The sequence below is a fragment of the Nonomuraea sp. B208 genome (genome assembly GCF_057536035.1).
The window spans coordinates 898,526-912,160 of the sequence record NZ_BAAJOU010000010.1; the positions used below are offsets into that span (position 1 = coordinate 898,526).

The window sequence follows — 13,635 nt, forward strand, 5'->3', positions numbered from 1 at the left end:
AAGTTCGGTGTAAGAAGCAGGCAAAAGGACCCGGTCAGCGCGGCGGCAGCCGGCCTTGGCTCGCGGAGCCGGAGCCGGAACCGGGCCGCCGGTTCGGCGGCCCGGCTCCAGAGTGGCTCCAGCCCGGTTCCGGTCAGGCGCCGGGCGTGAGCCGGGAGGTCACGCCGACCCGGTTCCAGGCGTTGATCATCGCGATGGCCGCGATCAGCAGCGCGAGCTGCTTGTCGTCGTAGTGCTCGCGAGCCTGCTCCCACACCGCGTCCGGCACGGCCTCCCGGTCGGGCAGCCGGGTGGCCTCCTCCGCGAGCGCCAGCGCGGCCCGCTCGGCCGGGGTGAACACCGTGGCCTCGCGCCAGGCGGCCACCATCCACATGCGCTCGTCGCTCTCGCCGGCCTTCTTCATGTCACGGCTGTGCATGTCCACGCAGTAGGCGCAGCCGTTGATCTGGCTGACCCGCAGCTTCACCAGCTCCAGGGTGGCGGTGGGCAGCTCGCTCCCGTGCAGGATCTTCTCCACCTCGATGAGGTGGTGGTAGATGGCGGGCACGTGCTTGACGATGTTGATCCGCTGGCTCATGGCAGCCTCCCGTAGGTGTTTCGCGCTTACGGGTACTGGACGGGGCAGGCCGCCGCGATGTGACAACCTCGGGCCGGGAAATCTCAGCCCTTGCAGTTGCCCCAGCTCTGGCGGCCGCCCCACGCCTCGACGCGGTTGTCCGGGTCGCGGGTCCAGCCGGCGTAGCGTACGCACTTCCAGCTCCCGGCCAGGTGCCCGGTCTCGGCGTAGTAGCGGTATTTCTGCGCGTCCTCCGATTTGCCGCCGCCGCGCACCTCCAGATAGGCCCCGGTGACGGAGCGGACGCCCCGGAACGCGGTCTTGATCGCGGCGACGCAGTTCTGGCCGCTGCGCTTGTTGTACATCAGGTAGACGTGCCCGAAAACGGCTCCGCCGCGCGTCTTCATCGCGCGGTGGCCGTCGTCGACACGGTGGAAGCCGGAGCCGCAGATGCGCTCCGGCGTGTGCGCCGCCGTGGCGGCGTAGGCGGAGGAAGGAAGCGCGGCGAGCCCGGCGGTGGCCAGAGCGGCCGCGAGAACGGTACGTGCGAGCACGATCATCCCTTCGAGGGGGAAACAGGGTCGGCGACGATCTTTACTGGCTCTTGACCGTGATGGCAAACGGAGCCGGAATATGGCGGTTTCTTGGGAAAGGTGCGCACAGGATCCGGGTATCCCCCCCGGCGGATCGACTACCGAGGGGATCACCATGGCCATCTGCGAGACCTGCGGCAACGACTACGACATGGCGTTCGAGGTGCACGCGCAGGGCGCGGTGCACACCTTCGACTGCTTCCAGTGCGCGATCGAGGCCATGGCGCCGATCTGCGAGCACTGCGGCACCAAGGTCATCGGGCACGGCGTCCAGTCGGGCGAGCATTGGTACTGCTGCGCGCACTGCGCCCGCCAGGAGGGCAGCGACGGCATCGTCGACCGGGTGATGGCGGGCAGCGCCACCACCTGAGCCACGGCTAGGCCAGCAGGGGACGGAGCCGCGCGACGGCCTCCGCCAGCGGCTCCGCCGGCACCGGTACGGCCAGGTCGAGCGCCACGTCGCCGTCCCGGTGCTCCCACACGCCCGCGACCCGCCCCTCGTGCACGACGACGGGGGAGATCCAGCCCGCCTGGCGGCTCACCCTGGCCTTGAGCTCCGGCGGGATGAGCGGGGCGAGCGTGCGCGGCGCGCCCAGGATGTACTGGTCGAAGCCCGGCAGCAGGTGCACGGCCGTGGACGGGCGGCCGGCGGCCAGCTCGTCCACGTGCTCCGACAGCGTGAGCAGCCTGAGCCCGTCGTCGGTCTCGACCTCGGTCAGCTCGGGCGCGAGCGCGCGGAACCAGCCCTTCAGCACCGCCTTGCGCGCCGTCCCGCCGAACAGCCACCCGTCGAACATCTCCGGCGTCGCCGGACCGTGCGCGCCCAGGTAGGCGCGCGCCACCCGCACGCCCGCCTCCTCGTACGGCGGCAGCTCGCCCGGCCAGCCCGGCACCCAGCCCGCGGGGGTGGTGAAGGTCACCCGGCCCTCGCGCGGCGGGCCGTAGCACAGCTCGCCCAGGCGGCTGAGCGGCTTGAGCAGCGCGCCCCAGCCGGACGCCAGCGCCTCGCGCAGCCGGGTCCGGCCGGTCACCGTCACCACGGCGTCGACCAGCTCCTCCCGGGTCAGCGGGTCGCCCTTCAGCGCCTCGGGAACCGCCTCAATGATCAGGGCGATCTCGTCGGCCGTCACCCCGTGGCCGCGCTGCCACGAGCCCTTCTCCCAGAACCGCAGCGTCGCGAGCGCCGCGCAGTAGGAGGCCAGCTCGTCGGCGGGCACCAGGTGCAGCGTGCCGCCCCGCATGAGCCAGGTCTTGACCAGGGTGCGCTCGGACCACAGGGCGCGGGCCACCTCCCCGCGCTCCGGCTCGGCCTGGCGGACCGCCACCGCCAGCTCCGCGGACGAGGCCACCTGCGCCTGCACGCCGCAGAGCCGCCTGGCGACGCTCACGGCGTCGCCGCCGTCGGCGCCGCTCACGAACTGCCTGCGCAGCCGCCAGGCGAGGATCTGCCCCCAGCTCACCCGAATCGTCATCCGCCCTTTCTACCGGATCCGGCCGACATTCCCGCCGGCCGGATCACGGGCTCAGGCGGTGAAGCCGATGTTCTCGTAGTGCAGGTCGTAGAAGCCGCGCGCGCCCACGTTGGCCAGCGTCTCCTTCACGGCCACGTTCTGAGGCCGCTGGTAGAGGGGCAGGACGTTGACCTCCTGCCACAGCAGCCGGTCGGCGGCGTTGGCGAGCGAGCGCCCCTCGGCCGGGTCCAGGCTCTGCGCGGCCCGGCTCATGGCCTCGTCGATGGCCGCCGACCCGGTGCGGCCGAAGTTGGCGTTCCACGTCTTGCCGTCGGGCGCGTTCGCGTAGATGCCGAAGCTGCTGGAGACGGGGTACGGCGTGCCGATGTAGGAGAACGGCGTGATGTCGAAGTTGCCGGGGATGACGTAGCTGGTGAAGAAGTCGCCGCTGGGCACCGACCGGATGGTGAGCTTCACCCCGATCTGGGCGAGCATGCTCTGCGCCAGCTCCCCCTCCTGCTTGCTGATCTGCACCCCGGACGGCACGACGAAGCGCAGCTCCAGCGGCTTGCCGTTCTTCTTCCGCACCGCGCCGTCGAGCCGCCAGCCGGCCGCGTCCAGGAGCTGCCGCGCCCGCGCGGGGTTGTAGGCCCCGTGCTCGCCGGCGTTGTCCTGGTAGCCCTCCTGGGTGTTCATGAAGAAGTGGTTGTCGAGCAGCGCGATCGGCCAGTCGAGGCCCTGGAGGTCGGACTGCGCGATGGCCTGCCGGTTGATGCCGAGCTGAACGGCCAGGCGCACGTTGCGGTCGCGCAGCAGCTCGCTGGAGCCGTTGAAGGTGAAGTGCCGGAAGTCGGGGCCGGCCGCCTGCCGTACCTGGGCGCCCGAGGTGGCCCTGGCCCGCGCGTAGTCGGGCGCGGACGGGCCCACGTCGATGATGTCGAGCTCGCCGTTGCTGAACGCGCCGATCAGCGAGTCCTGCTCGGCCGCCCGGTAGATGATCCTGTCGAGCTTGGCCCGGTCGCCCCACCACGCGTCGTCCCGCACCAGCGTGACCGTCTTGGCCGTCTGGTCGAACCCGCCGAACTTGAACGGCCCCGCCGTCACCGGGATCCTGTTGAGCCACCCGGTGTTGAACGCCTCCGCCGAGGAGTTGGTGGCGGCCGGCAGCAGCGGCCCGAACAACGACTGCCAGTCGCCGAACGGCCGCGCGAACGTCACCACCACCTCGTGGTCGTCCTTGCCCCGCGCCACCTTCTCGATGTCCTGGTAGCCGGTCGCGGAGGCGATGCGGTAGGCGGGGTCCTTGCCGTTGAGCGCCCGCCACTGGGCCTGGTAGTCGGCCCAGGTGATCGGCTTGCCGTCGGACCAATGGGCCTTCGGGTTGAGCGTGTAGGTGACGACCTGCCGCGGCCGCCGCGCCGTGACCTCGGCTTCCAGCACGTAGTCGCGGTCGGGCGTGATCTCCGCCTTCTCGTCGGAGTAGAACGGCGCGGGCAGCAGCGCGTTGCTGACCGACGCCGCCACCGCCAGGTTGCCGTCGACGTGGTTGCGGTTCCACTGCGCGGGCAGCTCGTTGATGCCCCACCGGAGCGTGCCGCCGTCCTTGACCTGGTCGCGCGGGCGCGGGTTGATGTCGAACGCCCTGATCGTACGGTCGTCGCCCCGGCCTCCGGCGCCTCCCGCGCCGCCGCCGGAGCGGCCCCCGCAGCCCGTCAGGGCCAGCGGCGCGGCCACGGCCAGGGCGAGGACGAGACGTGCTGCTTTCATCGAGCGGTTCCTCCTGGTCTATACGACGACACGCCTCTCGGCGTAATGGCAGGCCGCGCCGTGGTCCTCGCCCAGCGTCCGCACATCGGGCTCCACCTGGACGCAGAGCCCGCGCTCTTCGTCGGTGAGCTCGCCGCGGAACTTGGGGCACCTGGTGCGGAAGCGGCAGCCCGTCGGAGGGTCGGCCGGGCTCGGCAGGTCGCCCTCCAGCAGGATCCGCCGCCGGGAACGCTCGCGCGCCGGGTCGGGCAGCGGGATCGCTGACAGCAGGGCCTGGGTGTACGGATGCATCGGGGTGTCGTAGACGGCGTCGACCCGGCCGATCTCGGCGATCCTGCCGAGGTACATGACCGCCACGCGGTCGGCGAGATGCCGCACCACGGCCAGGTCGTGCGCCACGAACAGGTAGGACAGCCCGAGCCTGGCCCGCAACGCGCCCAGCAGGTTGATCACGCCGGCCTGGATCGACACGTCCAGCGCCGAGACCGGCTCGTCCAGCACCAGCAGCCGGGGCTCCAGCGCCAGCGCCCGCGCGATGCCGACGCGCTGCCGCTGACCGCCGGAGAAGTCCTGCGGGTAGCGGGCGGCGTGCTCGGGATCCAGGCCGACCAACGCCAGCAGCTCGGCCACCCGCCGCCCCGGCCGCCGGTGCCCGTGCGTGCGCAGCGGCTCGGCGACGATGTCGTGGACGGTCATGCGCGGGTCGAGCGAGGCCAGCGGGTCCTGGAAGACCACCTGCAGGTCGCGCCGGATCGCGGTGCGCTCGGCCCGGCCGAGCCGGGAGGTGTCGCGGCCGAGCACGACGATGCGGCCGGCCTGCGGGGCGGCCAGCTCCAGGATCTGGGTGAGCGTCGTGGTCTTGCCGCTGCCGGACTCGCCGACCAGGGCCAGCGTCTCACCCTCGCGGATGTCGAAGCCGACCCCGGCGACCGCGTGCACGGTGCCCACCCGCCGCCGGAACACCGCGCCCTTGACCAGCGGGTAGTCCTTGACCAGACCGCTGACCTCCAGCACCGTCCGCCGATGCCGCGCCCGCGCCCCTTCCGCCCGCTCGACGCCGACCGCCCTGGCTACGGCGCCCGCACCGGCTGCACCGGAACCGGCGGCGTCGCTGGGGTCGGCGAGACTGGCGAGGACAGTGGAGCCGGCGGTGTCAGCGAGGACAGCGGGGCTGGTATCGGCGAGGCCTGCGGGAACTGCGGCGTCGGCGGGGCCGATCGGGTCGGCGAGGCCGGCGGGGCGGACTTCCTCCCAGCGGATGCACGCCGCCCGATGCCCCTCGCCCACCTCGTACAGCGGAGGCTCGCGCTCGTCGCAGGCGGCCACGTGCAGCGGGCACCGCGGCGCGAACGGGCAGCCGGGCGGCAGTGCGCCGGGGGAGGGCGGGCTGCCCTCGATCGGCGTCAGCCGCCCGCCGTGGCGGTCGATGCGCGGCACCGAGCCCAGCAGCCCCACGGTGTAGGGCATGCGCGGCCGGTAGTAGACGTCGTCGACGCCGCCGACCTCGACGGGGCGGCCGGCGTACATGACGAGCACCCGGTCGGCGAAGCCGGCCACCACCCCCAGGTCGTGCGTGATCATGATGATCGCCGCGCCGGTCTTGCGCTGCGCCGTCTTCAGCACCTCCAGCACCTGCGCCTGCACGGTGACGTCGAGCGCGGTGGTCGGCTCGTCGCAGATGATCACGTCGGGGTCGTTGGCGATGGCCATCGCGATCATCACGCGCTGCCGCATGCCGCCGGAGAACTCGTGCGGGAAGGCGAGCGCCCGCTCGGCCGGGCGCGGGATGCCGACCAGCTCCAGCAGCTCCACCGCCTTGACCAGGGCGTTCTCCCTGCTCACGCGCTGGTGTACGCGCACGGCCTCGGCGATCTGGTCGCCCACCCGGTAGACCGGCGTGAGCGCCGACAGCGGGTCCTGGAACACCATCGAGATCGTCCGGCCGCGCAGCGCGTCGAGCTCGCGGGCGGGCGCGCCGATCAGCTCCTTGCCGTGCAGCCGCACCGACCCGGTGACGCGCGCCCCCGGCGGCAGCAGGCCCATGACGGCCGCCGAGGTGACGGACTTGCCCGACCCCGACTCGCCGACGATGGCCAGCACCTCGCCGGGCAGCACCGCGTAGCCGACGCCGCGCACGGCCGGCACCCCGCCGAAGGTGACGCCGAGGTCGGTGACCTCCAGGACCGGTGGTCTCATCGCGCCCTCTTCGCCGCCGGGTCGAACGCGTCGCGCAGCGCGTCGCCGACGAGGTTGACCGCGAGCACCGTCACCACCAGCAGCCCGGCCACGAACCAGAACGTCCACGGCGCGTACATGGCCGTCCTCGACCCGTCGGCGATCAGCGTGCCGAACGACACGTCGGGCGGCTGGATGCCGAACCCGAAGTAGGACAGCGACGTCTCGGTCAGGATGGCCGCGCTGACGTTGAGCGTGGCGTCCACGACGAGCAGCGACGACAGGTTGGGGATCACGTGCCGGAAGACGATGCGCACCGGCGGCACCCCCATGTAGCGGGCGGCCTGGATGAACTCCCGCTCCTTGAGCGAGATCGTCATCCCCCTGACGACCTTGGAGGTCACCATCCACAGGAACAGCGCCAGCATGACCACGAACAACACCCACTGCCCGGCCCCGAACAGCGGTGACATGATCGCCAGCACCAGGAAGGCGGGCAGCACGAGCAGCAGGTCGGTGGTCCAGCTCAGCACGCGGTCGGTCCAGCCCAGGAAGTAGCCGGCGAACGCGCCGACGAGGGCCGCGAGCGCCGTGGAGACCAGCGCCGCCAGCAGGCCCACGACCAGCGACTTCTGCATGCCGCGCAGGGTGAGGGCGAAGACGTCGGCGCCCGTCTGGAGCGTTCCGAACCAGTGGTCGGGGGAGGGCGGCTGCAGGAACGCGGTGAAGTCCTTGTCGGTGTAGCTCCACCGGCTGACCAGCGGCCCGGCGAAGGCCAGCAGGAACATCGCCGCCAGCACCGCGAAGCCCGCGACCCCCTGCGGGGAGCGGAAGAACCGCCCGGCCACCACCCGCATCCGGGAAGGGACGCGCGCGGCCGCGCCGTCGCTCAGCTCCTCGGCCAGCTCCTCCTGCGACAGCGTCATGCGGACCGCACCCTCGGATCGAGCGCCGCGTGCAGCAGGTCGGCGGCGAGCGAGGCGCACAGCACCGCGACGCCCGCGAGCAGCGAGATGGCGGCGACGGTGTTGACGTCGTTGCTGAAGATCGAGTTGATGAGCTGCTCGCCCAGCCCGTGCCAGCCGAAGATCTTCTCGGTGAACGTGGCCCCGGTCAGCAGCGCCCCGAACGTGAACGCGAAGTAGGTCGCCACCGGGATCAGCGCCGTGCGCAGCGCGTGCCGGACCAGCGCCTTGCGCCGGCTCAGCCCCTTGGCCACGGCGGTGCGCACGTAGTCGGCGCCGAGCACGTCGAGCATCATGTTGCGCTGGTAGCGGCTGAAGACGGCGGCGAGCCCGACGGACAGCGAGATCGTCGGCAGGACGAGGTGCTGCACCCGGTCGACGGCCTGGCCCCAGAACCCGGCGGTCAGCCCGTCGGTGTACTCGCCGCTGACCAGCAGCACCTGGTGGCCGAACACCCGCCCGTTGGCCCAGGACGCCAGCAGGGTCAGCATGTTGGCCACCACGACCACCGGCACCGCGAGCACCACGAACGACAGGCCGGTGGAGAGCCGGTCGAACCAGCCGTACTGCCGGACCGCGGCGAGCGCCCCGGCCAGCACGCCGATCAGGCTGCCGCAGAACACCCCCAGGATCACCAGCCGGAACGTCACGCCCATGCGCCGCCTGAGATCGTCGCCGACCGGCGAACCGGTGATCGTCCTGCCGAAGTCGCCCCGGACCACCCCGCCCGCCCAGGTGGCGTAGCGCTGCAGCAGCGGGACCTTGTCGTTGAGGTTGAGCGCGGCGAGCTGCGCGTCGACCACGGCGGGCGGCGGCTTGGGCGTGCGGTCGGCGTAGTTGGAGCGCGGGTCGAGGGCGACGGCGGCCAGCAGATAGGAGAGGCTGGCGGCCACCACGACGAGCACGGTGTAGCCGAGCAGCCTGCGGACCAGGAACCCGGCCATCGCCCTCCCTCCGCCGAGCACGCTACGCAGTCATATAGCTACACCATGCGACGGGTGGGCGCACGCAGCAGGAAGAAGTCAGCGGCCGGAAAGTTCGTCCACGGCGGCGGCGACGTCCTCGCTCGTGATCGTGGTCAGCTCGGCCGCGCTGGCCGCCGAGCCGGCCCCGGCCTGCGCGGCCAGGCGTACGTCCCGGCGCATCGCGGCGCGCTCGAACAGCGAGCGGGCGAAGCGGCCGTTGCCGAGGCCGTCGATCAGCCGCTCCGCGCAGACCCAGGTGAAGACCTCGTCGAGGTTGCGCAGCGCGCCCTCGTCGAAGGTGTCGCCCGCCTTGGACGCGAGCAGGACCGCGATCTCGCTCAGCTCGGCGGGGGAGTAGCTGGGGAAGGCCACGCGCTGGTTGAACCGGCTGGCCAGGCCGGGGTTGGTGGCGAGGAAGCCGTCCATCTCGCGCTCGTAGCCGGCCAGCACGACCACGAGCCGGTCGCGGTCGTCCTCGGCCCGCTTGAGCAGCGTCTGCACGGCCTCGGCGCCGAAGGCGTCGCCGCCCTGGTAGCCGGGGTTGACCAGGCTGTAGGCCTCGTCGATGAACAGCACGCCGCCGAGCGCCCGGTCGATCAGCTCGTTGGTCTTGATCGCGGTGGCGCCGAGGTGCTGGCCGACCAGGTCGGCGCGGTGCGCCTCGACCACGTCGGGCCTGGCCAGCAGGCCGAGCGCGGCGAAGACGCGGCCGAGCACCCGGGCGACCGTGGTCTTGCCGGTGCCGGGCGGCCCCACGAAGACGAAGTGGCGCATCTGCTGCGGCGTCGGCAGCCCGCGCTCCTGCCGCATGCGGGCCACCTGGAGCTGCGCGGCGATGGCGTGCACCTGCCGCTTGACCGGGGCCAGGCCCGCCATGCGGTCGAGGTCGGCGAGCGCCTCCTCCAGCGTGGGCGTGGCGGCGTAGCCGCGGAAACGGGCGGTGAGGTCGTCGAACGCCTTGGTGACGTCGGCCGTGGTGGTCGTCACGAGGTCGGCGGTGGTCGGCGTGCCGCCCGCGCCCACCACGCGTACGTCGCGGGCCTGCGCGGCGGCCTCGACCAGGCTGCGGGCGAAGCGGGCGTTGCCCAGCTCGTCGACCAGGCCGCGGCGGTGCACGTCGTCGTACAGGCCGAGCAGGACGCGCCGGGTGTCGGGGCTCATCTGGTCGCCCCGCCGCCGCTGGAGCAGCTCGGTGACCTCGACGAGCTCCTGCGGGGAGTAGCCGGGGAAGCGCACGCGGGTGGCGAAGCGGCTGGCCAGGCCGGGGTTGCTGGACAGGAAGCCGCTCATCTCCTGCTCGTAGCCGGCCAGGATGATGATCACCCGGTCGCGGTCGTCCTCGGCCCGCTTGAGCAGGGTCTGCACGGCCTCGGCGCCGAACCGGTCGGGCTGGCCGTCGGAGGAGTTGACCAGCCCGTACGCCTCGTCGATGAACAGCACCCCGCCGAGCGCCCGGTCGACCAGCTCGTTGGTCTTGATCGCGGTCGCGCCCAGGAACTCGCCCACCAGGTCGGCGCGCTGCGCCTCGACCACGTAGGGGGTCTCCAGCAGGCCGAACGCGTAGAAGATCTTGGCGAGCGCGCGGGCCACCGAGGTCTTGCCGGTGCCGGGCGGGCCGACGAAGACGAAGTGGCGGGTGGGCCGCTCGCTGGCGTAGCCCGCCTCGGCCCGCAGCCGGGACGCCTCGATGGAGGCGGCGATCGAGCGCACCTGCTCCTTGACCGGGGCGAGCCCGATCATGCTCTCCAGCTCGGCGAGGGCGTCCTCGACGGAGATCTGGGGCGGTCCGCCCGCTTTGTCCTGGGCGGTCTCGGGGCGGCCCTCGCGGGCCCTGACCCTGACCTGCTCCTCGACGGCGTTCTCGGCCTTGGTCCGGCGGGCCAGCAGGAGGCGCTGGACGAGGACGGCGAGCGCGGCGGCGTAGCCGACCCAGACCGAGACGGTGGCGGAGACGGGGGACAGGGCCGCGGCGAGCAGGCCGGCGGGCAGCAGCGCCGTCAGGGTGGTCACCCACGGTGTCACCCAGCGGATGAGGTGCGCGGCGCCGGCGACCGGCAGGGCCAGTGCGACCATCAGGTGCACCGCGAACGAGCCCGCGGGGTAGAGCCGCGCGAACGCCTGCAGCGCGAGCGCCATCCAGCACACCACCACCAGCGTGGTGGCGGCGGCGCGGGGGAAGCGCATGGTGAGCGCGATGAAGGCGAGCGCCAGCAGGACGAGGGGGAAGGTGCTCAGCAGGTCCCAGCCGAGCGCCGCGCCCACTCCCATCGTCGCGACGAGCACGACCACGTAGAGCACCCGCCGCACCCCAGGGGGGATCCGGAAGTAGCGCTCCCGCACCTGTTCGAACAGATCCCGCGCTGCGGCCCGCCCCGCGGCCTGGGCCCTGCCGGACTCACGCATCACGCCTCCCCGGTCCGCCCCCGGTTATACCGCACTGGACGGACGATTAGGCGTTTCTGACACGCTGTGCCGAGGTCACGAAAGCGGCGATCTGCCGGCCGAGCTCGGCGCCGGCGTCCTCCTGGAGGAAGTGCCCGGCGCCCTTGATCACGGGATGCTCCAGGCCGGAGGCCCCTGCCATCGACTTGAGCAGGATCGGCCGCATGCCGCCGGTGATCGGGTCCCCGTCGGAGAAGGCCACCAGGAACGGCCGCTCCAGCGTGGTGAGAACCCGCCAGGCTGCGCGGTTGGCGGGCGCGGCGGGGTCGTCGGGGGAGGTGGGCACGAGGCCGGGCATGGCCCGCGGGCCCGCCTTGTACGTCTCGTCGGGGAACGGCGCGTCGTACGCGGCCCGCACCTCGGGCGGCAGCGGCGTCCTGCATCCGGCCTGGACGAACCGGGCGATGTCGAGCGCCGGGGCGTTGAGCACGGACGCGCGGAACCGGTGCCAGACCTCGGGCATGGGAATGTCACCCGTCGGCAACCCCGTGTTGGCGGCCACGATCCGGGCCACCCGCTCGGGGTGCTCGGCGGCGATCCGCAGCCCGATGAGGCCGCCCCAGTCCTGGCCGACCACGGTCATGCCGCGCAGGCCGAGCGCGTCGAGCAGCAGGGCCCTGGTCCATTCGACGTGCCTGGCGTAGGTGTGGTCGGCGAGGTCGGCGGGCTTGTCGGAGCGGCCGAAGCCGATCAGGTCGGGCGCGATCGCGCGCAGCCCGGCCGCGGCCAGCTCGGTCATGACGTGGCGGTAGAGGAAGGACCAGCTCGGCTCGCCGTGCAGCAGCACGACCGGCTCGCCGCCGGCCGGCCCGGCCTCCACGTACGCCATCCGCAGGCCGTCGCCCACCTCGGCGTAGCGGGGCTCGTAGGGGAAGTCGGGCAGTCCGGCGAAGCGCTCGTCGGGAGTACGCAGGATCCGCATAGAACAAAACTCTAGTCACCGGCGCTGGTGCCGCCCAGGGAACTCGCCCACCGACACCTGCTTGGGCGTCACCCGCAGCACGTCGGCGTCGGCGAGCGCGACGCCGCGCACCTCCACCCAGAACCGCCGCTGGAGCGGGTCGGCGGCGAACACCGCCACGCGCGGATCGGCCTCGATCGCCTCCCACGCCTCGGTCCCGGCGATCAGGCGCAGCTCGCCGGTGGAGGTGACGGAGGCGGCCGCGCCGGCGACCCGTGGGCCGCGGCCGTCGCCGTAGGACAGGACGACGTCGCGGGCGTAGGAGATGGTCCGGCGCGCCTCGGCGGTCAGTGCGGCCGACGGGCCTGATCCCATGGGCAGGTCGCACATGACCAGCGCGGCCCGCCACGGCCCCGGACCGCCCCGCCACCAGGCCCGCGCGGCCCGCGCCGCGAACACCGCCACCGCCGCCGCGAGCGCCCCCAGCCCGATCCGCCAGGCCCACGCCGAGCCCAGCAGCCCGCCGGCCGCGCACGCGGCGGCGGCCAGCACGACCAGCAGCGTCGCGGCCAGGAGCCACCGGTCGTCCGCGCGGCGGGCGCGCAGGCAGCCGCGCACCACCGGGTACGGCACCGCCAGCGCCGCCACGGCCGCCCGCGGCTCCACCACGAGCGCCCCACCCACCACCGGCACCAGCACCGACCACGTCCTGACGAGCACGATCCAGAGCGTGACCCCGACGTCGCGCCGCGCCGTGCGGTCGGGGCCGGCGAGCAGCGCCTGCTCCAGAGCGCGCAGCGGCCGGCCGCGCCAGGACTCCGCCATCGCCCGCACGCCGGCGAGCGCCGGCCAGCCGAGCACGACGACGCCCGCCAGCCCGGCCCAGACCGGGTCGAGCGCGCGGGGCACGGCGGGCGCCGTCCCGAGCACCAGCCAGGCGGCGAAGGCCGGCACCGACACCACGGCGGCCACCACGCCCGCGCCGAGCCACGGGTCCCGTCCGAACATGGCGGGCACGTACGACCAGACCCGGACCCGCCGCGCCTGCCGCACCGTGAGCGGCACCAGCAGCGCGAGCACCGCGAACCCGGCGAGCCGCGCCCGCGTCCCCCAGTCGAAGGCGAGCGCCGCCGCCGCGATGGCGACGGTGGCCACGGCGACCAGCAGCCTGGCCTGCCGCGACCAGACCTCCAGCGCCCGCCTGGCCCTGCCGGTGTCGCGCGGGTCCACGGGCCAGGCCGGATCGTGGTGCGGGCGAGGCCGTTCCCAGCGCAGCAGCGCCAGCGCCAGGTTCACCCTGGCCTGCGGATGGGCGGGGGCGACGGCCAGCGCCGCGCGGTAGCGGCGCATCGCGCCGGCGTGGTCGCCGCGCAGCAGCGCGAGGTCGCCCAGCAGGACCTCGGGGTCGGCCTCCTCGGGCGCGAACCTCCTGGCCTGCTCGGCGTGTTCGACCGCGTCCGGCCAGCGGCCGGGGCGGCGGCGCAGGACGGCGGCCAGGCGCAGGCGGGCGAGCCAGGAGCCGGGCGCCAGCGTCACGGCCCGCTCGGCGGCGGGCAGCGCGTCGGCGTCGCGGCCCAGCCGCTCGTGGGCGAGGCTGACGAGCCGGTACGCCCACTCGGCCCCGGGATCGAGGTCGGCGGCGCGGCGGGCGGCCTCCAGCGCGGATTCGGGGCGGCCGGTGTTGAGCCTGGTCAGCGCCTCGTCGCACCATTCGCGTGAGGACCTATCCTGAATGTCATCGTTCTTACCACTTGGATCGGTCCCCACCCCTCCATGATCGGTTGGGGGGCCGACGTTGGATAGATACCGACATATGGCTG

General features: G+C 73.3%; 11 protein-coding genes. 1 reads left to right on the top strand and 10 read right to left on the bottom strand.

The window, feature by feature from the left end; genetic code table 11:
• Positions 1-133: 133 nt before the first annotated feature.
• On the bottom strand, positions 134-577 hold the full coding sequence (locus AC27IY_RS09520; RefSeq protein ID WP_423478495.1) for a carboxymuconolactone decarboxylase family protein: 444 nt from the start codon (positions 575-577) through the stop codon (positions 134-136).
• An 83-nt stretch (positions 578-660) separates the two neighbouring features.
• Complete coding sequence (locus tag AC27IY_RS09525) at positions 661-1,110, bottom strand: hypothetical protein (RefSeq protein WP_364443816.1); 450 nt, start codon at positions 1,108-1,110, stop codon at positions 661-663.
• A gap of 154 nt (positions 1,111-1,264) precedes the next feature.
• On the opposite strand from AC27IY_RS09525, the gene AC27IY_RS09530 reads away from it, so the two are divergent.
• Entirely contained in the window at positions 1,265-1,519 is a 255-nt protein-coding gene (locus AC27IY_RS09530) for a hypothetical protein (protein ID WP_344212755.1), read from the top strand.
• A 7-nt stretch (positions 1,520-1,526) separates the two neighbouring features.
• On the opposite strand, the gene AC27IY_RS09535 is transcribed toward AC27IY_RS09530, so the two are convergent.
• The 8 genes from AC27IY_RS09535 to AC27IY_RS09570 form a co-directional block, all read right to left on the bottom strand.
• On the bottom strand, positions 1,527-2,621 hold the full coding sequence (locus tag AC27IY_RS09535; protein WP_487177686.1) for a DNA glycosylase AlkZ-like family protein: 1,095 nt from the start codon (positions 2,619-2,621) through the stop codon (positions 1,527-1,529).
• Between the two features lie 51 nt (positions 2,622-2,672).
• Positions 2,673-4,367, bottom strand: a complete 1,695-nt coding sequence (locus AC27IY_RS09540) for an ABC transporter family substrate-binding protein (RefSeq protein ID WP_423450980.1) — start codon at positions 4,365-4,367, stop codon at positions 2,673-2,675.
• A gap of 18 nt (positions 4,368-4,385) precedes the next feature.
• Complete coding sequence (locus tag AC27IY_RS09545) at positions 4,386-6,563, bottom strand: dipeptide ABC transporter ATP-binding protein (RefSeq protein ID WP_487177687.1); 2,178 nt, start codon at positions 6,561-6,563, stop codon at positions 4,386-4,388.
• Positions 6,560-7,468, bottom strand: a complete 909-nt coding sequence (locus AC27IY_RS09550) for an ABC transporter permease (RefSeq protein ID WP_487177688.1) — start codon at positions 7,466-7,468, stop codon at positions 6,560-6,562. Before AC27IY_RS09550 ends, AC27IY_RS09545 begins: the two co-directional genes overlap by 4 nt.
• On the bottom strand, positions 7,465-8,451 hold the full coding sequence (locus AC27IY_RS09555; RefSeq protein WP_487177689.1) for an ABC transporter permease: 987 nt from the start codon (positions 8,449-8,451) through the stop codon (positions 7,465-7,467). The genes AC27IY_RS09550 and AC27IY_RS09555 overlap by 4 nt, the downstream gene beginning before the upstream one ends.
• Positions 8,452-8,529: 78 nt before the next feature.
• On the bottom strand, positions 8,530-10,875 hold the full coding sequence (locus tag AC27IY_RS09560) for an AAA family ATPase (RefSeq protein ID WP_423450976.1): 2,346 nt from the start codon (positions 10,873-10,875) through the stop codon (positions 8,530-8,532).
• A gap of 46 nt (positions 10,876-10,921) precedes the next feature.
• Positions 10,922-11,836, bottom strand: coding sequence for a haloalkane dehalogenase (locus AC27IY_RS09565; RefSeq protein ID WP_371251923.1), 915 nt, complete (start codon positions 11,834-11,836; stop codon positions 10,922-10,924).
• A gap of 15 nt (positions 11,837-11,851) precedes the next feature.
• Positions 11,852-13,582, bottom strand: coding sequence for a tetratricopeptide repeat protein (locus tag AC27IY_RS09570; RefSeq protein ID WP_487177690.1), 1,731 nt, complete (start codon positions 13,580-13,582; stop codon positions 11,852-11,854).
• Between the last annotated feature and the right edge of the window lie 53 nt (positions 13,583-13,635).